We start from the raw sequence: 20,632 nt of genomic DNA, 5'->3' as shown, positions 1-20,632 counted from the left end.
CCGCCGTCGGTCGTTCACGCCGACGGCGGGGGCGTCGTCGTTCGTCCGTGGCGCTGCGGGGGAGACTAGAGGGATGAGCAGTACCGAGTCGCCCGCATCCTCCGACCGCTACGTCGTCGCCACCGACGGCGCCTGCAAGGGCAACCCGGGTCCGGCGGGCTGGGCGTGGGTCGGCGAAGACGGACACTGGGCCGCCGGATCGATCCCCGAGGGCACGAACAACATCGGCGAACTGCTCGGGCTGCTGTACGCGATCACCGATCACGCCGACGTGCGCGAGCTGGTCGTGCAGGCCGACTCGAAGTACGCCATCGACACCTACTCGAAGTGGATGGACGGCCACCGCCGCCGTGGCTGGGTCACGAGCGCGAAGAAGCCGGTCGCCAACCAGGGCATCCTCGAAGCCCTCATCGCCGCGCGCGACGCGCGGCGGGCGGCGGGCCTTCCCGACGTCGTGCTCGAGCACGTGCGCGGGCACTCCGGTCACGTGCTCAACTCGTGGGCCGACGAGCGCGCCGTGCGCGCCTCGCAGCATGCGGCGAAGGGCGAGGAACTCATCTGGACCTCGCTGCGCGGTCTCGACAAGCTCGAGGTGTCGTCGGCGCCTCCGCGTTCTGCGGCTGACCGCAACGGGCGTTAGGCGCCGATGATCTCCGCCTCTTCGGCGGGTGTGAGTCCAGCGCGGCGGGGGCGGTCCAGTCCGCGCTCGCGCTCATCGTCGAGCGTGCGGCGTATCGTCTCGGCGAGGGAGCGGCGACGCCCGCCGGATGCTACGAAGGCGGCGTCGCTGCGCCGCGCGAATCCTCCCGCGCTCTCGGGCAGCCACAGGGGGAGTGAGCGCGGCCCGGCCCAGTAGGCGACGCCGCGCGCGATGAGGGTGTCGTCGTCGAGGGTGACGGTCTCGCTCGCCGTTCCGGCCGCATCGCGGGCCGCCGCGAGCACCGCGGCGAGCGGCAGTTCTTCGCCGACCGCGTTGATCGGGCCCGTGACGCCCGTGCGTCCAGCGTGCGCGATCCACGCGGCGAGATCGTCCACGTCGATCGCCTGGACGTGACGGCCGGCCGCCTCGGGCGCGACGACCCGCCCGCCGCGGGCGTACCGCGCGGGCCAGTAACCGAAGCGGTCGGTGGGATCGCCCGGCCCCGCGATCAGCCCCGCCCGCGCGAGGAGCACCCGGTCACCCAGCCGCGCCGAGGTGAGCCGTTCCGCGTGCACCTTGGCATCCGGATACTGCTCGAGGTCGTTCGGCTCGACGAGCTCCGCCGTCTCGTCGGCGAAGGGGATGTCCGAGCGGGCATACACCGAGACGCTCGAGATCAGGCTCCAGTGCGCTGCGCGGTCGGCGAGGGCGTCGAGGGCGGATGCCACGAACCCCGGGTCCCACGAGAGCTCGACCACCTCGTCCCAGTCGCGCTGCACGCGTGCGTAGGAGTCGGGGTCGTTGCGGTCGGCGCGGATTAGTCGTGCGCCCGGTGCCGTCTCGCCGGACTCGCCGCGGGCGAGGCAGGTGACCTCGGCCCCCTGCGCGAGGGCCTGCGCCGCGACGGCGCGGCCGAGCCATCCGGTTCCACCGAGGATGAGGAGCTGTCGCATGCGGGCCAGCAAACCATCTTCGGCGGCGCCAGGGCGACGGGGTTCGCGGACGGCGGACGAGGACCCGTGGTGGCTCCCCGTGGTTGTCCACAGGTGAAGGGCTCATGGCGTTTTCGGCATGAACTTTCCGCTAGCTTCTCCGCCACGGCATACGGCCCCTCCGGGGGACCCGACGAAGGGGTGGGAAAGATGACGGATATCCACACGCAGCAGATGCTCGGTCGTCCGACCGGAGCGTTCGTGGGAGCCTCGTGGGTGGCACTCGGGCTCGGCGCCTCGGTCTACGTCATCGGCCTCTACAACGCGCACATGACGCTCGCCGAGAAGGGCTTCTGCCTCTCGGTCTTCTTGCTCGGGCTCTTCGCCGCCATCTCGGTGCAGAAGGCGGTGCGCGACCGCGCGGAAGACATCCCGGTCACCGGCGCCTACCTCGGCGTCGCGTGGGGCATGCTTCTCGTCGCGCTCGCCCTCATGGCGGTCGGCCTCTGGAACGCCGAGCTCTTGCTGTCGGAGAAGGGCTTCTACGGCATCGGCTTCGCGATGAGCCTGTTCGCCGTCGTCGCGGTGCAGAAGAACGTGCGCGATCTCGCCGCGTTCCGAAACCTCCACCCCGACACCTCGACCGTCGAGTACACCGGCTACCCCGCGAACGGCTGACGCCTCAGACGACCGGCGTCCCCTGGTGGAACAGGCAACGCGGTGCGGGGTCGCACCGCCAGAGGGACGACCGGCGGCTGACGCGGTTCTCGAATCGCAGCAGATAGGTCAAGAGGACCGTGTCAGGTTCGACGAGCCGACTTTCTCGTTCTTCGACGAGGGGCGAGGAGTCGGTTCCCGGTTCTTCCCGCAGGGCGGCGACGATCGCGTCTCGCGTCCACCGACGGCCGGACTGTCCGACCTCCACGAACTCGGGGTCGAGCAACCGGTTCAGCTCGCGAGGGTTCGAGCGCACAGCCGGATGCAGAAGCATCTCCTCGGCCGCCCAGGCCGTGGCGATGAGGGCGTCGGCATCCAGTGCCCTCCCGTGGATGACGTAGAAGCGCTGGATCCCGGCGGTCTCGCGCCCCCACGTGCTCGCGGCGACGCGGCGCTGGTGGGCGTCGAACGCGGCTTCGTCGACGAAGCGCTCCGACACGCTCCAGACGCCGTCGGTGTCGGTGGGGTCGACGTCGAAAGAGAGGCATCCCGGTTCCGCACGTGTCAGAGCGATGTGCTCGGCGAGATGTGCGCGCACGCGCTGCGCCTCGGCTGCGTCGGCGCAGCGCAACTCGCCGCGGAGCGTCACCTCGGGGCCGCGCGGCACGGGTGTCGTATCGCCGCTCGCCCAGTCGCGGCGCAGAACGCTGTAGGCGACGGATGCCAGGGGGGCGCCGCCCTCGACGGGCCAGCCGTCGCGGTAATGCGCCTCGAGCACCCAGCCGCATCGTTCGAAGACCCGCCGCATGGCGACGTTGTCGTCGCGGGTCTGTCCCTCGAATCGGATGACGCCGGGGTGGTGAGAGAAGACGAGGTCGGTCGCGGCCGACAACGCCGCCGAGCCGAAGCCTCGACCTCGGGCGCCGTCGGCGAGCCGCAGATCGACCATCGCGGTGGCGTCCTGCAGATCCTCCAACCGGATCACCCCGACGCGGCCGTCGGTCTCGTCATCGATCCAATAGGTGTCGACATCGTCTCCACCCCACGAGCCGCCGCGAAGGGCGTCCTCGATCTGCGCGACCGTCGACTGCGCGCGCACATGGAACGGGAAGACGTTCGAGGTGAGGAACGCCGTCAGCGCGGCGCGGTCATCCGCACTCGAGAGGTCGACGCGCGTCAGAGAAATGCCCACGTGCCCACCGTAGACACGAACGCCCCGCGGAGGCGGATCGAGGCGCGGGTACCCTGGGAAGCCGTCCTCGCCCGCGATCTTCGGCGGGTTCGGTTCCCCGCCTTCGCCCCCATCCCAGGAGCACTCCATCGCCGCCTCGCCCTCTCCGACACAGATCCGCGCCCTCCGCACCGCATCCCTCACCACTGCCGGTGTCGGCGCCGCGATCACCATGGGGGCGCTGGGACCGTGGTTCACCCCCGTCATCCTCCTCGTCGCGACGGCGGGAGCTCTGCTGGTCATCTGGCGCACCGGCGCGGGTGTCATCGGCGCGCGGGCGATCGGGCCGGTACTCGCGGTGGTCGTCGTGCTGACGGTCGCGGCGTTGCTCGGGCTCATCGGCGTCCTGCCCTACGCGTGGGTGTGGGCCGCTCTCGGCGCGTACGCGGTGGCATGGGGCGAGTACCTCGTGTCGCAGACCATCGCCCGCTCGCGCGGGCTGACGGGCTACCGGTGATCCCGGTCCCGTTTCGTCTCGTCGCTGCGGTGGCGCGCGCTCACGAGCGCGGCTGGCAGGGGATCCGTATCAACACGAACCTCTACCCGACGGGGCACTGGCGGTGCCGCGTGTTCGTTCCCGAACCGAGCGAGACGCACGACAGTCCTCTCGAGCGGGAGAGCAATGTCGTGCTGAGGTACTCCAGCGCGGGCGGAGAGGACGTCTTCCAGGACGGACGCACCGACTGGACGACCGAGACCCTGGCCGACCGCTTCATCGAGCTCGCGCGGCCCCACGCCGCGGCATCCGAACCGGACCCGGGGTACGCGACCTGGCTCGCCGAGCTGCGCCGTCGAACCGCAGGCGGAGCGTTCTGGATGGTCGAGGACGCGATGAGCCGCCAAGCCCTGTGGCGCGAGCGGGGACTCGTCTGCCTCTGGTATGCCGACGCTCAGGCGGAGCAGGCGGATGCCACGGGCGCCGTCGATCAGAACGGGTGGACGCTCGACGGCACGATGCGGGTGCCGCCGTCGCGCTGAGCAGCGCGGTTCGGGTCACCGCAGCTCGAGGCACATGAGCCCCGGCCGATCGTCCCACGACGGGACGACCTCGAAACCCGCAGCGCGGTACATCCGCACCGCGGGCTCACGCCAATCCCAGACCGACAGACGCACCGGTCGCACGGCTCCGGTGAGCGCAGCCGTGAGCAACGCGGTTCCGACGCCTCGCCCCCGGGCGCGCGGATCGGTCCACACGCGCGAGAGTTCTGTTCCTTCGGGCACGCTCGACGAGACGACGAGCCCGACATCTGCGCCGTCGACGGTGGCGATGAGGGCGTGCCGGCCCGCGAATGCCGCCGCCGGGTCGTCGATCTCCCGCGCGTAGCGCTCGGGAAACGCGTCGGCGGCGAGCCCGCGTTCGATCTTCTCTGCCTCCGTCTGCCGCAGGTACGCCCCGACGAGGGCGCTGACGGCCGCGCCGTCTCGCGGGAAGACGGCTTCGCGGATGGTGACGCTCACCCTCTCACCGTACGACTCGGCGCGAAACGCCGAACGGACCCGGATGCCGATCAAGTCGGCATCCGGATCCGTTCGGGGAGTCGTTCAGACCGTCGCGAGGGTCGACTGCCATCCGAGGGCGGGGGCGACGTGCTTCGCGAAGTTCTCGACGAGGCGGAGGTTGAACTCCACGCCCATCTGAGAGGGGATCGTCAGCATGAGCGTGTCGGCGCTCATCACGGCGGCATCGTTCTGCAACTGCTCCACGAGCTTGTCGGGGGTGGCCGCATACGTCTTGCCGAAGGTCGAGCGCATGCCGTCGATGACGCCGATCTGGTCGCTGCCGGCCGAGCCGCCGAAGTACATCTCATCCTCGGCGGTGACGATGGGGAAGATGCTGCGGCTGACCGAGGTGCGCGGCTCACCGTCGTGACCGGCCTCGCGCCACGCGGCGCGGAAGGCGTCGAGCTGCTGCGCCTGCAGGAGGTCGAAGGGCGTGCCGTCGGCCTCGGTGAGCAGCGTCGACGACATGAGGTTCACGCCGATCCGCCCGGCCCACTCCGCGGTGGCCGTGGTGCCGGCGCCCCACCAGATGCGCTTGCGAAGCCCCGGGGAGTGCGGCTCGATGCGCTGCAGGCCCGTGCCGCCGCCGAAGGGGCTCATCGGGTCCCGCTCGGCGAGACCCTCGCCGTCGATCGCGCGGAGGAACAGGTCGAAGTGCTCGCGGGCGATGTCGCCGCCGCGCGGGTCCTCAGACCCGGTGTAGCCGAAGGCCTCGTAGCCGCGGACGACTGTCTCGGGTGACCCGCGGCTCACGCCGAGCGCGAGGCGGTTGGCGCTGATGAGGTCGACGGATGCCGCCTCTTCGGCGAGCATGAGGGGGTTCTCGTATCGCATGTCGATGACGCCGGTGCCGACCTCGATGCGCGAGGTGCGTGCGGCGATCGCGGCGAGCAGGGGCATGGGAGCCGCCTGCTGGCGGGCGAAGTGGTGGACGCGGAACGAGACGCCGTTGACCCCGAGGTCGTCCATGCCCTGGGCGAGGTCGATCGCCTGGAGCATCGAGTCGCCGGCGGTGAGCTGGCGACCGCCGCCGAGGGGGCCGTAATGGCCGAAGGAGAGTGTGCCGAAGGAGCGCATACCGGGTGCAACGTCGTGGTCGGCGATCTATTCCCGCGCATATACCGGGAGTCGGCCCCCGCCCTCGGGAGGTGTGGAACCATTCTGGATATGGACGACGACGTGCGTGAGGAGCTGCGTCTGTTGCGCGCGCGGGCCTACGGCCCCGAGGCCGACATCGCCGACGACCCGGTCGCCGTCTCGCGTCTTCGAGACCTCGAAGAGCTCGAGCGCGAGGACCGGCTCCCCACGGCTCCGCGAACGCCGCCCGCCCCGCCGGCGGGTTCGAGCGCCGCGGCCGCGTCCGCGCAGCACGACGAGGAGGACGAGACGGACGAGGAGGAGATCCGCCGCGAGCGCCCTCCCCTCGTGCGCTCGAAGCGCCGCCTGTGGGCATGGGCGATCTCACTGGCCGTGGTCGCCGCCCTCGCGAGCGCGGCGACCGCGATGAGCGTGTCGTTCGTGCCCGTGACCGCGACGGCGAGAGCGCCCCAGGTCGACACGCTCGTGCCCGACCCGGACTCCTCGGCTCCCGCCGTGTTCGGTGAGCGCACGGGCGCGGAACGCGGCTACGAGAACTACTACGGGGTGGCCGCCTTCACCGGGCGGGCGCCCACCGACGCGACCGACAACCGCAACCCCTGTCTCTACCTGCTCGACGCCGACGAGGTGGACACCGACGACACACGCGGCTTCCGCGGCAACTTCGTCTACGGCGGCTGCGGAGCCGGGGTCTTCCCCGCCACGGTCCAGTTCGTCGTCGCCGACGGCATGCCCGACGCCTTCATCCAGCGCTTCCCGATCGGTACGAGCGTGCAGTTCGTCTTCGACGGCGAGAACGTCGGGGTCTTCAGCGATCGCGGGTGAGGCCGCGTGCGTCCCCTCGCCTGTCGCGGGCTGCGCTCGCCCCCTGAATGAGAGGGTGGGGGAGTGACCCCCCTTCTCGAGAACGTCCCCGTCGGCGCCGATCCGGATGCCGTGTACCTGGGCTTCGTCGAATGGGCGGCCTCGCGAGGGCTCACGCTCTACCCCGCGCAAGACGAAGCGGTGATCGAGATCGTGTCGGGCGCGAACGTGATCCTGTCCACCCCGACCGGCACGGGCAAGTCGCTCGTCGCGGTGGCCGCGCACGCGGCATCCCTCGCCCGGGGCGGCCGCACCTATTACACGGCGCCGATCAAGGCCCTGGTGAGCGAGAAGTTCTTCGCCCTCGTCGAGATCTTCGGCGCCGAGAACGTGGGCATGGTCACGGGGGACTCCTCGGTGAATTCCGATGCCCCGATCATCTGCTGCACGGCCGAGATCCTGGCGAACCTGGCCCTCCGACAGGGTGCCGACGCCGACGTCGACCAGGTCGTGATGGACGAGTTCCACTACTACGGCGAGGCCGACCGCGGCTGGGCATGGCAGGTGCCACTGCTGTTGCTCACGCGCGCGCAGTTCATCCTCATGTCGGCCACGCTCGGCGACGTCGAGGACATCGCCGACGACCTGACGCGCCGCACCGGCCGGAACACCGCGCGGGTGACGGGCGTCGAACGACCGGTACCTCTGCACTTCGAGTACGCCCGAACGCCCGTGCACGAGACGGTGCAGGAACTGCTCGACACCAAGCAGGCGCCGATCTACGTCGTGCACTTCTCTCAGGCCGCCGCGATGGAGCGGGCGCAGGCGCTGTCGTCCATCCGCATCATCGGACGCGAGCAGCGCGACGAGATCGCGGACGCCATCGGCGGCTTCCGCTTCACGACCGGCTTCGGCAAGACCCTCTCGCGCTACGTGCGCGCGGGCATCGGCGTGCATCACGCCGGCATGCTGCCGCGGTACCGGCGGCTCGTCGAGACTCTCGCGCAGCGCGGGCTGCTGCGGGTCATCTGCGGCACCGACACCCTCGGCGTCGGCATCAACGTACCGATTCGCACCGTGCTGATGACGGCGCTCACCAAGTACGACGGCACGCGCATGCGCCAGCTGTCGGCGCGCGAGTTCCACCAGATCGCCGGCCGTGCCGGTCGCGCAGGCTATGACACCGCGGGGACGGTCGTCGTCATGGCCCCCGACCACGAGATCGAGAACGCCGCGCAGATCCTCAAGGCCGGCGACGACCTCAAGAAGCAGAAGAAGATCGTCCGCAAGAAGGCGCCGCAGGGCTTCGTCAACTGGACCGAGCAGAGCTACGACCGCCTGGTCGCGGCCGAACCCGAGCCGCTCGTCCCGCAGATGAAGCTCTCGGCCGCCATGCTCATCAACGTCATCGCGCGCGGCGGTGACGTCTTCGCGAACGTCCGCTCCCTCGTCTTCGACAACCACGAGCCTCGCGCCCGCCAGTACGAGCTCGCCCGCCGGGCCCTCGCGATCTTCCGCACCCTCGTTCAGGCGGGGGTCGTCGAGGCCGGGGCCGACGGCATCCGTCTCACCGTCGATCTGCAGCCGAACTTCGCCCTCAACCAGCCGCTGTCTCCCTTCGCGCTCGCCGCGATCGAGATGCTCGACCCCGAGGTCGAACTCGGAAGGGGCCCGGATGCCGCGCCCCCGGCGTCATCGGTCGGCACGGGCCACTACGCGCTCGACGTCGTCAGCGTCATCGAGGCGACGCTCGACGACCCGCGCCCGATCCTGTCGCAGCAGCAGTTCCGCGCCCGCGGCGAAGCGGTCGCGGCGATGAAGCGCGAGGGCATCGAGTACGACGAGCGTATGGAGCTGCTCGAGCAGATCACCTGGCCCAAGCCGCTGGACGAGCTGCTCGCACAGGCCTACGAGGTGTTCGCGTCGAGCCAGCCGTGGATCCGCGACTTCGAGCTGTCACCCAAGTCCGTCGTGCGCGACATGTTCGAGCGGGCGTGCTCGTTCGGCGAGTACGTGTCGCTGTACCAGCTCGCCCGCAGCGAAGGTCTGGTGCTGCGCTACCTCAGCGACGCGTATCGCGCGATCCGCCAGACGGTGCCGGTCGATGCGCAGACACCCGATCTGCTCGACCTCATCGCCTGGCTCGGCGAGGTGGTGCGTCAAGTCGACTCGAGCCTGGTCGACGAGTGGGAGCAGCTCATCAACCCCGCGGACGACCCGGATGCCCCGGTGGTGCCGCCCGCGCCGCCGTCGATCCTCACCAATCGTCGTGCCTTCGTCGTGCTCGTGCGCAATGAGATGTTCCGGCGTGTGCAGCTGGCGGCGCTGCAGCGCGACGACGAGCTGGTCGGGCTGGACCCCGACGTCGACTGGCCGGGGGTGCTCGACGACTACTTCGACGAGCACGACGCGATCGGCACCGGCGGGGCGGCGCGTTCGTCTTCCCTCGTGGTCATCGACGAGTCTTCGGCGGCCGAGGGCGTCTGGCGGGTCGAGCAGATCCTCGACGACCCCGCCGGAGACCACGACTGGCGCATCCGAGCCGAAGTCGACCTCGCCGCCTCCGAGGAGGAGGGCACCGCGATCGTGCGGGTGACCGAGGTGCTGCGGCTCTGATCGCTTCTCCCGAGGGCGGCCCGGGTGAAGTTCTCCACTGTTCGATAGTCATCCCCGCGGGGCGGGAGCACGGTGCTCTACAGTCATTGCATCCCACCCCGAAAGGATTGCCCGATGGAGACTCTTCCTCTGCTCTCGACGGCGGTCGGTCTGGTCGTGACGCTCTCCGTCACAATCCTGAGCGGGATGAAGTGGATGCTCGGCCGTGTCGAGCACCGGACCGATGCCCGCTTCGCGGAAATGGACGCGCACTTCGAGCGGATGGACGCGCGGTTCGACCGGATGGACGCGCGGTTCGACCGGATGAAAACCCGCACCGATGAGCGCTTCGCGGAGGTCGGAGCGTCTCTCATGGAGGTCAAGCTCGGTCTCGCCCGCCTCGAAGGCCCGCACCCGCCGTTCCTCATCGCGCGCGGCTGAGCCGTCGCGCGGACGTGAGCCGTGGCGCGGACGGAACCACCGCACGAACGACGGATGCCGAGGCCCGAAGGCCCCGGCATCCGATGTGTTCTGCGGTGATTACGACTTGCGGGCGACGCGGTTCTCGGCGCTGACCATCCACGACAGCTGCTCGAGGCGCTCGAGCACGCCGTGCAGGATGTCGGCGCTGGTCGGGTCTTCGTCATCGACGTCATCGTGCACGTCGCGGACGGTGCCGACGGTCGCGTCGAGACGCTCGGTGATGAGGTCGATCACCTCGGCCGTGTCGACCTCGCCCTGGGGAAACTCCGGCAGGGTGGTGGTCTCGGCGATGGTGTCGCTGCGTCCGTCGGGCAGAGCGTGCAGGGCACGCATGCGCTCGGCGATCTCGTCGCTGAACTCACGGGCGGCGTCGATGATCTCGTCGAGCTGCAGGTGGGTGTCGCGGAAGTTCTTGCCCACGACGTTCCAGTGGGCCTGCTTGCCCTGGATCGACAGCTCGATCAGGTCGACGAGGACGGCCTGCAGGCTGTCGGTCAGCTTCTCCGAGGCCTGGAAGCCCTTCTCGGCGTTCTGCTCGTCGGTGGTCTCCGGACCGCTGCCGCCGCGGGCCGGGCGACGACGGTTCTTGGTGGGGGCGTCCTTGGTGGTGGTGGACATGCGCGTTCCTTTCACTCACGGTCGATAGCGACGTTAGGCGGGAAGCCGGAGCGCCCGACGGGGGTTGCGAGTGCGGCGGAGGAGGGGTAATCGGACGCCTGTCCGTAGCCGCTCCCGTCCGATCCGACAACCCCGGCCTGAGCGGAGGGCGTCATTCCTAGCGTGAGAACGTGTCCACGCCTCCCTCCCCGTCCCGACCGCTGCGCGACTACGCCGCGATCGGAGACGGGCGTACCGTCGCCCTGATCGGTCTCGACGGCTCCGTCGACTGGTTGCCGCTGCCCAACATCCACTCGCGGCCGGTGTTCGCGCGCTTGGTCGACGAGGCCGCGGGCGGGTGCATCCGGTTGGCGCCCGTGGGGGAGTACGAGGTGAGTCGCCGGTACATCCCGAGGACGAATGTTCTGGAGACGACCTTCACCACCAAGACAGGTACCGCAACCCTCACGGACGCGATGGTCACCGGTATCGCGGGCCGGCTGCCCTGGGCGGAGCTCGCGCGCCGCGTCGAGGGCGTGACGGGAGAGGTCGAGTTCGCCTGGTGCGTGCAACCGGGCACGATGCTGCGTTCGGCCGCCCCCTGGACGGAGCGCATCGACGGCTTCTCGGTCATGCGCATCGGGCACGTCTCCCTCGCGGTGGTCGGCCACGAACACGGCATCCATGGTGAACCGGATGCCGGCAACGAGAGCATCGACGGCAGCTTCACGACCGCGGAGGGTTCGCGTCATCTCCTCGTGATCGCCGCGACCGAGGGGGAACCCCTGCGCATCCCCGACGCGCAGAACGTCGACCGCGGGATCGACCGCACCGCCGACGGATGGGCGATGTGGTCGGATGAGTTCTCGTACGACGGCCCCTGGGCCGACGACGTGCAGCGCAGCGCGCTCGCTCTCAAGCTCCTGCTGTTCAGTCCCACCGGTGCGATCGCGGCCGCGGCGACGACATCGCTCCCGGAGAACCCGCGCGGTGGCAAGAACTGGGACTACCGCTACGCCTGGGTGCGCGACCTCGCCTACACCGCGCACGCGTGGGTCGGCTTCGGTCTGCGCGAAGAGACCCACGCGGCGATCTCGTGGCTGCTGCGGACGATCCGCAAGAACGGGCCCGAGGTGCAGGTGATGTACACCCTCGACGGCGACGCCGAGATCGGTCTCGAAAAGCACGACGTTCCGGGGTGGAACGGCAATCAGCCCGTCGTCACCGGCAATCCCGCGCAGGGGCAGCTGCAGCTCGGCGTGTACGGCGACCTCATCGCGCTGTGCCGCACCTACGTCGAGGCGGGCAATCGGCTCGACATCCAGACCGGACGCCTGCTCGCCGATGTCGCCGACCGCACGTGCGACCTGTGGCGCCGCGAGGACTCCGGCATGTGGGAACTGCCCGAGCTGCGGCATTACACCTCGTCGAAGATGGGCTGCTGGAAGGCTCTCGACGACGCGCAGTGGTTGGCCGGCGGCGGGCACATCCCCGACAACGGCGACCGTTGGCGCGCCGAGCGCGATCGCATCCACGCGTGGGTCGACGAGCACTGCTGGTCGCAGGAGCTCGAGGCGTACACGATCGCCCCGGGCAGCCAGGACCTCGATGCATCCGTGCTGCTGCACGCTCCCACCGGCTTCGACCGGGGAGAGCGTATGTCGAAGACGCTGGATGCCATCACCGAACGACTCACGACCGAGAACCACCTCGTCTACCGGTACACCGGCATGGACCAGGAGGAACAGACCTTCGTCGCCTGCGCCTTCTGGCGGGCGACCGCTCTCGCGTGCGTCGGCCGTCATGACGAGGCCATCGAGGCGATGGACGCGCTCGTCGCCCAAGGCAACGACGTGGGCATCTACTCCGAGATGATCGCCGAAGCCGACGGGGCGTTCTGGGGCAACCTGCCGCAAGCGCTCAGCCACCTCGCCCTCATCAATGCCGCCCTCGTCATCCGCGAGCTCATCGACGACGCCGAGCTCGGCGACCGCTGAACCTCCGCCGGGGCGCCCCGTCCCGGCATCCATCCCCTCTGAAAGGACTCGCCATGAGCACGCAGTACACCTTCACCGACCCGGCGAAGCTCTACGCCGATATCGACCCGCAGTCGCAGGATCAGACAGAGCCCGGCCTCGACGCCGAGTTGACGCCCAAGGCCGCGCTCGGCGAGGACACCTACGCGGGCAGCGGACGTCTCGAGGGGCGTAAGGCCCTCATCACCGGAGCCGACTCGGGCATCGGTGCGGCCACCGCGATCGCCTTCGCCCGCGAGGGCGCCTCGGTCGCGATGTCCTACCTGCCGGAGGAGAAGGTGGATGCCGACCGCATCGCCGGGATTCTCCGCGAGGCGGGCGCGACCGTCGTGCAGATCCCGGGCGACCTGCGTGAGCGCGAGTACGCCAAGACCCTGGTCGCGGAAGCGGTCGAGGGGCTCGGCGGGCTCGACATCGTCGTCAACAACGGCGGCAAGCAGATCTTCAACGAGGACATCACCACGCTGTCGGACGAGCAATTCGACGACACCTTCAAGACCAACGTCTACGCGATGTTCTGGATCTGCAAAGAGGCGGTGCCGCACCTCCGGCCCGGCTCCACCATCATCAACACCACGTCGATCCAGGCCTACTCTCCGGCGCCGATCCTCGTCGACTACGCCTCGACCAAGGCGACCATCAACACCTTCACCAAGGCTCTCGGCCAGCAGCTCGCTCCGAAGGGCATCCGCGTGAACGCGGTGGCTCCCGGTCCGATCTGGACGCCGCTGCAGGTGACCGACGGCCAGCCCGACGAGAAGGTCGACGAGTTCGGCGAGGAGACCCCGCTCGGACGCATGGGTCAGCCGGCCGAGCTCGCGCCGGCGTACGTCTACCTCGCCTCGGCGGAGTCGAGCTACGTCATCGGCGAGACGCTGAACGTCAACGGCGGCATGCCCACGCCGTAAGCGGCACGCGAGGAGGCCGTCGTCCGGATTCGGGCGGCGGCCCCCTCGGCATCCGCGGTCTCAACGCACGGGCGGGCGATCAGCGCAGCGCTTTGCGGTAGAAGATCTCGCCGTCGGCGGTCTCCTCGGAGCGGTGGTACCCCTCGCGCTCGTACAGACGCTGGTTGGCCTCGCTGAGTGCGCCGGTGAACAGCTCGGCCTCGTTGGCTCCCGCTTTGCGGCCGCGGTCCTCGACGGCGGCGAGCAACAGCGTGCCGAGGCCTTCGCCCTGCTGGTCGGGAGCGATGGCGAGACGACCGATGAGCAGCAGCTCGCCGTCGAGACGAGCGCGAACGGCCCCCACGATGCGACGATCCGTGACGGCGACGCATCCGAGGTTCTCGACGAGCTCCGCGCGCAGCTCCTCGAGGGTCTGCGTCAGCGGGGGCATATCGGGATCGCCGTAGATGAGCGCCTCGCTCGCGAAAGCGGCGCGTTGGATGGTCAACACCTCACCCGCGTCGTCGGTGTCGATGGGGCGGATGGAGGCAGAATCGGCCATCGGGGTCCTTTCGAGGGGGAGGCTTCGCGATAACTATCATGAGCAGGAGCGCCCCGCCTTTCCGGCGGTCGACGCCCCTCTTCATGAACGAATTCTTCGACACCAGCGTCCGCACGAGCGACGTCGCCGAAACGCAAGCCTGGCTGCAAGCGCAGTACGGGCAGGTCGATGTGCAAGCGGATCGCGGCACCTTCGCGGAGCACGCGGTCGGCGACACGGCGTTCTCGATGCGCCGACTGATCTGGCAGTGCCGCGCCGAGGTGGTCTTCGAAGCGGACCGGTTCTACTTCGCGACATCGACGCCGGGATACGCATGGACCATCGGGTCCGAGACGGGGGAGTACAGCGTGGAGCCGGGCCTGGTGCAGCCGGGCCACGAACTGATCGGTCGCCCGGACGACACCGACCTGCGCCTGATCGCCTTCGATACCGGCTGGCTGACCGAGACGGCGCGGGCGATCTACGGCGACGACGAACTCGCCGTGCGCTTCGCCGGCACGGCTCCCGTGTCGCGCCGCCTTCGTGACCACTGGCTCGCGACGGTGCGCTGGTCGCTCACGCAGGTACCTCTGCTGAACGAGCCGCTGGTGCGCGCCCACGTGCGCCGCACTCTGGCGACCGCGACCCTCGAAGCCTTCCCTCTCGTCGGCGACCCCCGCGAGCGCCGGGCCTCGGCGATCGAGCAGGCGTCGATCTATACCTCGGCGACGTCGTGGATCGACGACCACGCCTCGCTGCCGGTCACCATCGACGACGTCGCCCGCGCCGTGGGGACCTCGGTCGCGGGCCTGCGTCGGGCGTTCGTCGCGAACGCCCAGCTCAGCGCGACGCCCGAGGACTACCTCTCCGCCGCCCGGCTGAGCGCGGCGCACACCGATCTGGTCGATGCCGATCCCACCCGCGTAAGCGTCGGCGAGATCGCCGCCCGATGGGGATTCACCGATGCCGCGGCCTTCGTCGACGCCTATCACCGCGCGTACCGGGCCGACCCGCGTCGCACGCTCGAACGCTGACGTCTCAGCGATCGCGGTCGGTGTACTCGCCGGGGTCGTCGACGTTCTCGCGCGTCTCGCGGCCGCTGGGCCGCTCGACGTCGGTGTAGGCGCCGGCCTCGTCGGAGCGGGGCCGCGATTCGCTCCCGTCGGCGTTCTCGCGGTCGACGTACTCACCGGCGAGGTCGGAGCTCCCGCGGTCGGCGGTGCCGTCGGGCAACTGCACGTCGGTGTACTCGCCCTCCGTGGGCCCGGTGCCGTGTCCTGAGTCGTGTCCGTTGACGTCGCGCTCGGCCATTGCCGCCTCCTGGGTTGGTTGGTGTCCCCGACGTTAGACCCCGGATGCCGAGCCCGTAGCGGTCTTGACACGCGCAGTGACGCGGGCCGCTCGCCCTGTCAAGGCCGGGGAGCGGGGCCAGATCTCGGAGCAGAGTGGGGCCATGCCAGCTCTCGCCATCATCCTCGTCATCGTGGGCCTCGTGCTCCTGTTCCTCGGCATCTTCGTCGAGGCCGTGAAGTTCCTGCTGTGGATCGGTGTGATCATCCTCATCATCGGGATCATCGCCGCGCTCATGCGTTTCATCCGCCGTCAGGTCTGACCTCCGGTCCCACCTCGCGGGATCGTTCGACGCCGCCCCCGTCCGACACCTCCGTCGGTGCGGGGGCGGCATGCGTTCCGGCAGTCAGCGTGAGAAGAGGTCGCGCGCCCGAGCGGGGCGCACCGTCACGACGGCGTCGAGAGCCGGGCCGATCTGCGGGTACCGGAACGAGAACCCCGCCTCCGTCAGAACCCGGGGCACCGCCCACCTGCTCTTGAGCACGAGCTCGGGCTCGTTGCGCAGCACCGCCATCGCCGGGTCGAGCATCCACCGGAAAGCCGGCAGCCCGAAGGGAGCGCGGGCGACGCGGCGCAGCTCGCGCATGAGCGTGCGGTTGTTGGTGACGCCGGGAGCCGAGAGGTTGACCGGCCCGGCGATCTCGTCGTGGTCGCGGATGAAGCGGACGGATGCCACCACATCGTCGATGTGGATCCAGCTGAAGCGCTGTCGCCCCGACGTCCTGCTCCAGCTCGAGCGCACGGGGCCCGTGGGACGGGGGCCGATTCCGCGGTAGCGACGGTGCGGGAACCACCAGCTGTCGATCTGGGGGCCGCCGAGACCGAGTCGCGCGAGGGCCAGGAGGATGCGGGTCGCCGGCCCGTCGCCGAACACGATCGCCATGCGCAGGGCGACGCGGCGCGTGGAGGGGAGGTCCCCCTCGAACAAGGCGCGTTCCCAGTTGGTCGCCACGTCGACCGAGAAGCCCTCGCCCGTGACGCCGTCCATCTCGTCGTTGCCCCGCTCGGTCTCGTGCCGATAGAGGGTCGCTGTCGACGCGTTCATCCAGACCAGGGGAGGGTGCTCCGCGGTCGCGACGGCGTCGCGGAGCGCGCGGGTGGTGTCGACTCTGGAGCGCAGGATCTCGTCGCGATTCGCGTCGGTGTACCGGCACGACACGATCTTGCCCGCGAGGTTGATCAGCACGTCGGCTCCATCGACCCGCTGCGCGATCGCGTCCGCGTCCGTCCACACGGCGTCTCCGGTCCGTCCCACCGTCGCCACCTCGAAGCCGTCCGCGCGAAAGGCGTCGACGAGCGCGTGGCCGATGAAACCGCTCGCGCCGGCGATCACGACACGGGGTGGGGTCACGGCATCCTCCTGGCCTGGGTGGGTTTCAGCCTAGGGGCGGGCCTCGTCGCGGCGGGTCTGGTGATGGGCAACGCGACCGCGAGGTATCTCGCCGTCGTCGGCTCGTCGTCGCCCTGACCACCGGGGCGTATCTCCTCTCCGGCCGAGGACACCCGTCCGGCTCGGGCGCCCGCGCCTGACACAATGAGTTCCATGCGACGACAGGCCCGGGCGACGCGCGTAGCGCGCGGCACCGCCGCGGCATCCGTCGCCACCTTCGTCGCTCTGCTCTCGCACGTCAGCGGCGGAGGAGAGATTCCCGGCCTGTTCGGTGTCGCCGTGCCGCTGGCTCTGTCGTTCGTCGTGTGCACGGTGTTGGCCGGGCGCCGCCTGTCGACCTGGCGCCTCGCGGTGGCCGTTGCGGTGAGCCAAGTGCTGTTCCACACGCTGTTCGTGCTCGGCAGCTACGACCTGGCCGCCGTGGCGCACGTCCACGGCTCCGCTCTACCGGTGCTCACGGGCACCGCGCTCCCGGCGGTGAGCCCGGATGCCGCGATGTGGCTCGGCCACGCTGCCGCTGCTGTCGCCACCACCGTGGCCCTGCACCGGGGCGAGCGGACGCTCGCAGCCCTGCGCGTCCTCGCGGAGCGCAGCGTCGTCTGGCTCCGCGCGCGGGTGCGCGTCGTGCTGACCCTTCCTGCGGCACCGTCCGTGCGGCGAACCGTGCCCGCCGTCGTCGTCGCGGTGCGTCCGCACTCGGCCCTCGTGGTCTCGTCCGCGCACCGGCGCGGGCCTCCTCTCGCGGCATCCTGAGTCTCGCTCCGCCCGCCTCTCGCGGCGGTGGAGCGATCGACCGCTGTGCCGTGCACCTCGCCGGATCAGCGCGATCGTCGACGTGTCTTCGGGCGCGTCCCACCCTTCCGGCCCACGCCGTCGCCCCTGAGGAGGGGCCGCCGTGGGCGACGGCGTCCGCACTGCGCGGCGTCCTGTCGCGAGCGCATCCTGCGCTTGGAAAGAGACCTCGATGTTTCCTGCTCGTCCCCTCACGCCGATCCCGGCCCCGCCGTCGATCGGAGCCCGCGCGTGACCGCCGTGGGCGCTGACCCGAAAGCCACACCGTCCGCTCCCTCTGCCGCAGCGGGGGCGTCCTCTCGCGGGTGGTTCACCGCGCTGCTGCGGCGCCTGCACTTCTTCGCGGGCCTGCTGGTGGGGCCGTTCATTTTCGTCGCGGCGGTGAGCGGCGCGCTGTATGCGATCACCCCGACCCTCGAGAGCACCCTGTACGCGCACGAGCTCACCGCGGCCACGACGTCGCCGGCGGTACCGCTCGCCGAACAGGTGTCGGCCGCGGAGCAGTACGTCGGCGGCGGGGCGACTCCCGTCGCCGTGCGTCCAGCACCCCAGGCGGGGGCGACCACGCGCGTGATGTTCGCCGACGACACCTTGCCCGAGAGCACGACGAGGGCGATCTTCGTCGACCCCGCCACCACCGAGATCCGCGGCGACCTGCCGGCCTACGGCACGAGCGGTGCGCTGCCGTTGCGGCACTGGATCAGCGACCTGCACCGCTCGCTGCACCTCGGAGACGTCGGCCGCTGGTACAGCGAGCTCGCGGCATCCTGGCTCGGGATCGTGGCGCTGGCGGGACTGGGACTCTGGATCGGACGGTTCGTGCGCAGCCGCAGGGGGCGCCGCGATCTGCTGCGACCGAACCGACGGCACACGGGCTACCGGCGTCTGTCGGGCTGGCATTCGGCCGTGGGCATCTGGGTCGTGGTCGGGGCGCTGTTCCTGTCGGCCACGGGCATCACGTGGTCGACGTTCGCGGGCGCGAACGTGGCCGAGCTTCGCACCCTCGTGGGTGGGGGAACTCCCGCCCTCACCACCACCCTCGACGGGGCGGCCGCGGCCGGAGGCGAGCACGCGCACCACGGCGGCGGGCATTCGTCGGGTGCGCCGTCCGCGGATCCTGCGACCTTCGACGCGGTGTGGGCCGTGGCCCGAGACGCGAACGTGAACTCTGGCGACCTCGAGATCCGCCCTCCCGCGTCCGCGGGCACGGCCTGGGTCGTGCAGGAGATCCACCGGAGTTTCCCGACCGAGGTGGATGCCGTGGCCATCGACGCATCGACCCTGCGGGTGACCGACCGGGTCGACTTCGCCGATTACCCGCTGCTGGCCAAGCTCTCGCGCTGGGGCGTCGACCTGCACATGGGAACCATGTTTGGCCTGGCGAACCAGCTCGTGCTGTTCGCTCTCGCGATCGGCATCGCCGCTCTCGTGGTGCTGGGGTACGCGATGTGGTGGAAGCGTCGTCCGACGGGAGGAGCCACGGGCGCCCCCGCCCGCGGCGTGCTGCGCCTGGCACCGTGGTGGGGGACCGGGGCGGTGCTGGTCGCGTCGGTGGCGATCGGGTTGGTGCTGCCGCTGGTCGGGTACACGCTCGCGGTGTTCGTGCTGGTCGACGTGGTGATGGGGTGGCGTGCGCGGCGCACCCCGAGATCCCTCTCGAGAGGGAGGTAACGGCGAGGCGGCGTGCGTAGCGTGGGATTCTCCCCCCCCCGGAAGGAACCCCGTGACTCTCGCCCGCCGCCTCGCCGCCGTCCTCTCCGCCGCCGCCGTCGCGGCCCTCACCGCTTGCGCCAGCGCGGCACCGGATACGCCCGCGAGCCCGGCGGCATCCGTCGACGTTCCGAACACCCCCGTCGGGGAGCGCGTGACGTGGATCATCGACAAGCTCGAGGCCGAGGCCGACACCACCCCCGGCGAGTGGGCCCGCGTCCTGCACGAGAGCTTCCTCGCGCAGGTTCCGGCGGAGCAGGTCGCCGAGCTCGTCAACCGTCAGTTGCGACCGGCCGCCCCGTTCACCGTCACGGCCTACCAGGGCACCGAGACCCAGGCGGTTGCGACCCTCGCGGGCGCCCTCGGCGACCCGTTCGATCTCTCGCTCACGATCGACGGCGCGAGTCGCATCACCGGGATGGTCTTCGGCCCCGTGGCGAAGCCGTGGACCCCGTCGACCTCTCTCGACGAGGTCGAGCAGCGCCTCGCCGACCTCCCGGGCGAGGTCAGCGCCCTCGTGCTTCGCGGTGACGAGGAGGCGCTCGCCGTCGATGCGAACCGGTTGGCCCCTCTCGCCTCGGCCTTCAAGCTGTACGTGCTTCTGGCGGTGGCGGATGCCGTGGCCTCCGGCGACCTGTCGTGGGACGAGAAGCTCGTCCTCCGTGACACCGACCGGAGCCTCCCCTCCGGCGAGCTGCAGACCCAGCGCCCACCGGGACCGAGGTGTCGGTGCGGGACGCAGCCTCCGCGATGATTCGCATCAGCGACAACACCGCGACCGATCTGCTGATCACGCGGCTCGGGCGCGAGCGCGTGGAGGCGGCGGTGGTGCGGTCGGGTCACAGCGACCCGTCCGTGCTCTCGCCCTTCCTCTCGACCAAGGAACTGTTCACCCTCGGCTGGGGTGACGCCTCGCTGCGGACCGAGTGGGCCGCCGCCGACGACGCGGGAAAACGCGCCGTACTCGACCGCATCGACGCGGCGCCCCTCGCCGTGGAGGTCGCCGACGTCACCACCCCCGTGTGGCAGGACGGATTCGACTGGTTCGCCAGTGCGAACGACATCGCCGCCGTCCACCGCGCGCTGCAGCAGACGCAGGATGCCGAGGTGCTCGGCATCCTGAGCGAGAACCCCGGGCAGGGGCTCGATCTCGGAACGTGGCCGTACGCCGCCTTCAAGGGCGGGTCGAGCCTCGGTGTGCTGACGGGCAGCTGGTTCGCGCGCGACGGCGATCGGGAGGCGACCGTGGTGTGGCTCCTGTCGGACGACGACGCTCAGGCGGTCACGGGGGCGATGAGCGACTTCTTCCACCTGGCTCAGGACGCCCTGCGCCTCGCCCACTGAGACGACCGATCCGCGCACCCCGCGCGAGAGGCACGGGGTGCGCGG

23 protein-coding genes are annotated in these 20,632 nt (G+C 70.4%); 15 read left to right on the top strand and 8 right to left on the bottom strand.

What is annotated here, in order from left to right:
- The first annotated feature begins 73 nt into the window (after positions 1–73).
- A complete protein-coding gene (locus QE416_RS01290; RefSeq protein WP_267787820.1) occupies positions 74–640 on the top strand; it encodes a ribonuclease H in 567 nt (188 codons plus the stop codon).
- Here QE416_RS01290 and QE416_RS01285 read toward each other — a convergent pair.
- Positions 637–1,593: an NAD-dependent epimerase/dehydratase family protein gene (locus QE416_RS01285; protein WP_307312924.1), complete on the bottom strand. Its 957-nt coding sequence runs from the start codon at positions 1,591–1,593 to the stop codon at positions 637–639. The genes QE416_RS01290 and QE416_RS01285 overlap by 4 nt on opposite strands.
- A gap of 189 nt (positions 1,594–1,782) precedes the next feature.
- On the opposite strand from QE416_RS01285, the gene yiaA reads away from it, so the two are divergent.
- Positions 1,783–2,250, top strand: a complete 468-nt coding sequence (gene yiaA, locus QE416_RS01280) for an inner membrane protein YiaA (protein ID WP_267787816.1) — start codon at positions 1,783–1,785, stop codon at positions 2,248–2,250.
- 4 nt (positions 2,251–2,254) lie between these two features.
- On the opposite strand, the gene QE416_RS01275 is transcribed toward yiaA, so the two are convergent.
- Complete coding sequence (locus tag QE416_RS01275; RefSeq protein WP_307312923.1) at positions 2,255–3,421, bottom strand: GNAT family N-acetyltransferase; 1,167 nt, start codon at positions 3,419–3,421, stop codon at positions 2,255–2,257.
- Between the two features lie 211 nt (positions 3,422–3,632).
- Between QE416_RS01275 and QE416_RS01270 the strand changes: the two genes are divergently transcribed.
- Together QE416_RS01270 and QE416_RS01265 are read left to right on the top strand one after the other, a co-directional pair.
- The gene (locus tag QE416_RS01270) at positions 3,633–3,917 is read left to right on the top strand and encodes a hypothetical protein (RefSeq protein WP_307312922.1); all 285 of its coding nucleotides are present in this window, start codon (positions 3,633–3,635) and stop codon (positions 3,915–3,917) included.
- Between the two features lie 29 nt (positions 3,918–3,946).
- Positions 3,947–4,438: a hypothetical protein gene (locus QE416_RS01265; RefSeq protein WP_267787814.1), complete on the top strand. Its 492-nt coding sequence runs from the start codon at positions 3,947–3,949 to the stop codon at positions 4,436–4,438.
- Positions 4,439–4,453: 15 nt separating this feature from the next.
- Here QE416_RS01265 and QE416_RS01260 read toward each other — a convergent pair whose 3' ends face one another.
- Positions 4,454–4,918 carry a GNAT family N-acetyltransferase gene (locus QE416_RS01260; protein WP_267787812.1) on the bottom strand — a complete coding sequence of 155 codons (465 nt, stop codon included), beginning with the start codon at positions 4,916–4,918 and terminating at the stop codon, positions 4,454–4,456.
- An 84-nt stretch (positions 4,919–5,002) separates the two neighbouring features.
- Positions 5,003–6,037 (bottom strand): LLM class flavin-dependent oxidoreductase, encoded by a 1,035-nt coding sequence (locus tag QE416_RS01255; RefSeq protein WP_267787810.1) that lies wholly within the window; start codon positions 6,035–6,037, stop codon positions 5,003–5,005.
- Between the two features lie 90 nt (positions 6,038–6,127).
- On the opposite strand from QE416_RS01255, the gene QE416_RS01250 reads away from it, so the two are divergent.
- The 3 genes from QE416_RS01250 to QE416_RS01240 all read left to right on the top strand — a co-directional run bounded on the left by QE416_RS01250 (position 6,128) and on the right by QE416_RS01240 (position 9,898).
- Positions 6,128–6,883 carry a hypothetical protein gene (locus QE416_RS01250; protein ID WP_307312918.1) on the top strand — a complete coding sequence of 252 codons (756 nt, stop codon included), beginning with the start codon at positions 6,128–6,130 and terminating at the stop codon, positions 6,881–6,883.
- Between the two features lie 63 nt (positions 6,884–6,946).
- On the top strand, positions 6,947–9,478 hold the full coding sequence (locus tag QE416_RS01245; RefSeq protein WP_307312917.1) for an RNA helicase: 2,532 nt from the start codon (positions 6,947–6,949) through the stop codon (positions 9,476–9,478).
- A 114-nt stretch (positions 9,479–9,592) separates the two neighbouring features.
- Positions 9,593–9,898 carry a response regulator gene (locus tag QE416_RS01240; protein ID WP_307312916.1) on the top strand — a complete coding sequence of 102 codons (306 nt, stop codon included), beginning with the start codon at positions 9,593–9,595 and terminating at the stop codon, positions 9,896–9,898.
- Positions 9,899–9,997: 99 nt separating this feature from the next.
- Here the strand turns inward: QE416_RS01240 and QE416_RS01235 are convergent, their stop codons facing one another.
- Complete coding sequence (locus QE416_RS01235; RefSeq protein WP_103206025.1) at positions 9,998–10,558, bottom strand: Dps family protein; 561 nt, start codon at positions 10,556–10,558, stop codon at positions 9,998–10,000.
- A 170-nt stretch (positions 10,559–10,728) separates the two neighbouring features.
- Here QE416_RS01235 and QE416_RS01230 point away from each other — a divergent pair, with 170 nt between their 5' ends.
- Both QE416_RS01230 and QE416_RS01225 read left to right on the top strand, forming a co-directional pair.
- Positions 10,729–12,534, top strand: a complete 1,806-nt coding sequence (locus QE416_RS01230; RefSeq protein WP_307312913.1) for a glycoside hydrolase family 15 protein — start codon at positions 10,729–10,731, stop codon at positions 12,532–12,534.
- Between the two features lie 53 nt (positions 12,535–12,587).
- The gene (locus QE416_RS01225) at positions 12,588–13,481 is read left to right on the top strand and encodes an SDR family oxidoreductase (protein WP_267787803.1); all 894 of its coding nucleotides are present in this window, start codon (positions 12,588–12,590) and stop codon (positions 13,479–13,481) included.
- A 79-nt stretch (positions 13,482–13,560) separates the two neighbouring features.
- Here the strand turns inward: QE416_RS01225 and QE416_RS01220 are convergent, their stop codons facing one another.
- Positions 13,561–14,022, bottom strand: coding sequence for a GNAT family N-acetyltransferase (locus tag QE416_RS01220; protein ID WP_307312912.1), 462 nt, complete (start codon positions 14,020–14,022; stop codon positions 13,561–13,563).
- 83 nt (positions 14,023–14,105) lie between these two features.
- Between QE416_RS01220 and QE416_RS01215 the strand changes: the two genes are divergently transcribed.
- Positions 14,106–15,035 (top strand): helix-turn-helix domain-containing protein, encoded by a 930-nt coding sequence (locus tag QE416_RS01215; RefSeq protein WP_307312911.1) that lies wholly within the window; start codon positions 14,106–14,108, stop codon positions 15,033–15,035.
- 4 nt (positions 15,036–15,039) lie between these two features.
- Here QE416_RS01215 and QE416_RS01210 read toward each other — a convergent pair whose 3' ends face one another.
- A complete protein-coding gene (locus QE416_RS01210; protein WP_307312909.1) occupies positions 15,040–15,312 on the bottom strand; it encodes a hypothetical protein in 273 nt (90 codons plus the stop codon).
- A gap of 142 nt (positions 15,313–15,454) precedes the next feature.
- Between QE416_RS01210 and QE416_RS01205 the strand changes: the two genes are divergently transcribed.
- Positions 15,455–15,613 (top strand): hypothetical protein, encoded by a 159-nt coding sequence (locus tag QE416_RS01205; RefSeq protein WP_307312908.1) that lies wholly within the window; start codon positions 15,455–15,457, stop codon positions 15,611–15,613.
- A gap of 84 nt (positions 15,614–15,697) precedes the next feature.
- Here the strand turns inward: QE416_RS01205 and QE416_RS01200 are convergent, their stop codons facing one another.
- On the bottom strand, positions 15,698–16,702 hold the full coding sequence (locus QE416_RS01200) for an epimerase (RefSeq protein WP_307312907.1): 1,005 nt from the start codon (positions 16,700–16,702) through the stop codon (positions 15,698–15,700).
- A 192-nt stretch (positions 16,703–16,894) separates the two neighbouring features.
- Here QE416_RS01200 and QE416_RS01195 point away from each other — a divergent pair, with 192 nt between their 5' ends.
- From QE416_RS01195 to QE416_RS01180, 4 genes are all read left to right on the top strand, one after another.
- Positions 16,895–17,494, top strand: coding sequence for a hypothetical protein (locus tag QE416_RS01195; protein ID WP_307312906.1), 600 nt, complete (start codon positions 16,895–16,897; stop codon positions 17,492–17,494).
- Between the two features lie 270 nt (positions 17,495–17,764).
- A complete protein-coding gene (locus QE416_RS01190; protein WP_373458829.1) occupies positions 17,765–19,204 on the top strand; it encodes a PepSY-associated TM helix domain-containing protein in 1,440 nt (479 codons plus the stop codon).
- Positions 19,205–19,256: 52 nt separating this feature from the next.
- Positions 19,257–19,997, top strand: a complete 741-nt coding sequence (locus tag QE416_RS01185; protein WP_307312905.1) for a Cpe/LpqF family protein — start codon at positions 19,257–19,259, stop codon at positions 19,995–19,997.
- Positions 19,994–20,587 carry a serine hydrolase gene (locus QE416_RS01180; protein WP_307312903.1) on the top strand — a complete coding sequence of 198 codons (594 nt, stop codon included), beginning with the start codon at positions 19,994–19,996 and terminating at the stop codon, positions 20,585–20,587. The genes QE416_RS01185 and QE416_RS01180 overlap by 4 nt, the downstream gene beginning before the upstream one ends.
- Positions 20,588–20,632: the final 45 nt, after the last annotated feature.

The organism is Microbacterium sp. SORGH_AS_0421, assembly GCF_030818635.1.
Lineage (GTDB): Bacteria > Actinomycetota > Actinomycetes > Actinomycetales > Microbacteriaceae > Microbacterium.
The sequence above is the reverse complement of the archived record's forward strand: the minus strand, read 5'-3'. Positions and strand labels throughout refer to the sequence as shown.

What these genes read in the sequence shown, in the direction of transcription:
- QE416_RS01180 (WP_307312903.1), top strand. Translation starts at nt 19,994, where the DNA reads ATGATTCGCATCAGCGACAACACCGCGACCGATCTGCTGATCACGCGG.
- QE416_RS01240 (WP_307312916.1), top strand. Translation starts at nt 9,593, where the DNA reads ATGGAGACTCTTCCTCTGCTCTCGACGGCGGTCGGTCTGGTCGTGACG.
- QE416_RS01195 (WP_307312906.1), top strand. Translation starts at nt 16,895, where the DNA reads ATGCGACGACAGGCCCGGGCGACGCGCGTAGCGCGCGGCACCGCCGCG.
- QE416_RS01225 (WP_267787803.1), top strand. Translation starts at nt 12,588, where the DNA reads ATGAGCACGCAGTACACCTTCACCGACCCGGCGAAGCTCTACGCCGAT.
- QE416_RS01290 (WP_267787820.1), top strand. Translation starts at nt 74, where the DNA reads ATGAGCAGTACCGAGTCGCCCGCATCCTCCGACCGCTACGTCGTCGCC.
- QE416_RS01235 (WP_103206025.1), bottom strand. Translation starts at nt 10,558, where the DNA reads ATGTCCACCACCACCAAGGACGCCCCCACCAAGAACCGTCGTCGCCCG.
- QE416_RS01215 (WP_307312911.1), top strand. Translation starts at nt 14,106, where the DNA reads ATGAACGAATTCTTCGACACCAGCGTCCGCACGAGCGACGTCGCCGAA.
- QE416_RS01220 (WP_307312912.1), bottom strand. Translation starts at nt 14,022, where the DNA reads ATGGCCGATTCTGCCTCCATCCGCCCCATCGACACCGACGACGCGGGT.
- QE416_RS01270 (WP_307312922.1), top strand. Translation starts at nt 3,633, where the DNA reads ATGGGGGCGCTGGGACCGTGGTTCACCCCCGTCATCCTCCTCGTCGCG.
- yiaA (WP_267787816.1), top strand. Translation starts at nt 1,783, where the DNA reads ATGACGGATATCCACACGCAGCAGATGCTCGGTCGTCCGACCGGAGCG.
- QE416_RS01205 (WP_307312908.1), top strand. Translation starts at nt 15,455, where the DNA reads ATGCCAGCTCTCGCCATCATCCTCGTCATCGTGGGCCTCGTGCTCCTG.
- QE416_RS01210 (WP_307312909.1), bottom strand. Translation starts at nt 15,312, where the DNA reads ATGGCCGAGCGCGACGTCAACGGACACGACTCAGGACACGGCACCGGG.
- QE416_RS01250 (WP_307312918.1), top strand. Translation starts at nt 6,128, where the DNA reads ATGGACGACGACGTGCGTGAGGAGCTGCGTCTGTTGCGCGCGCGGGCC.
- QE416_RS01285 (WP_307312924.1), bottom strand. Translation starts at nt 1,593, where the DNA reads ATGCGACAGCTCCTCATCCTCGGTGGAACCGGATGGCTCGGCCGCGCC.
- QE416_RS01255 (WP_267787810.1), bottom strand. Translation starts at nt 6,037, where the DNA reads ATGCGCTCCTTCGGCACACTCTCCTTCGGCCATTACGGCCCCCTCGGC.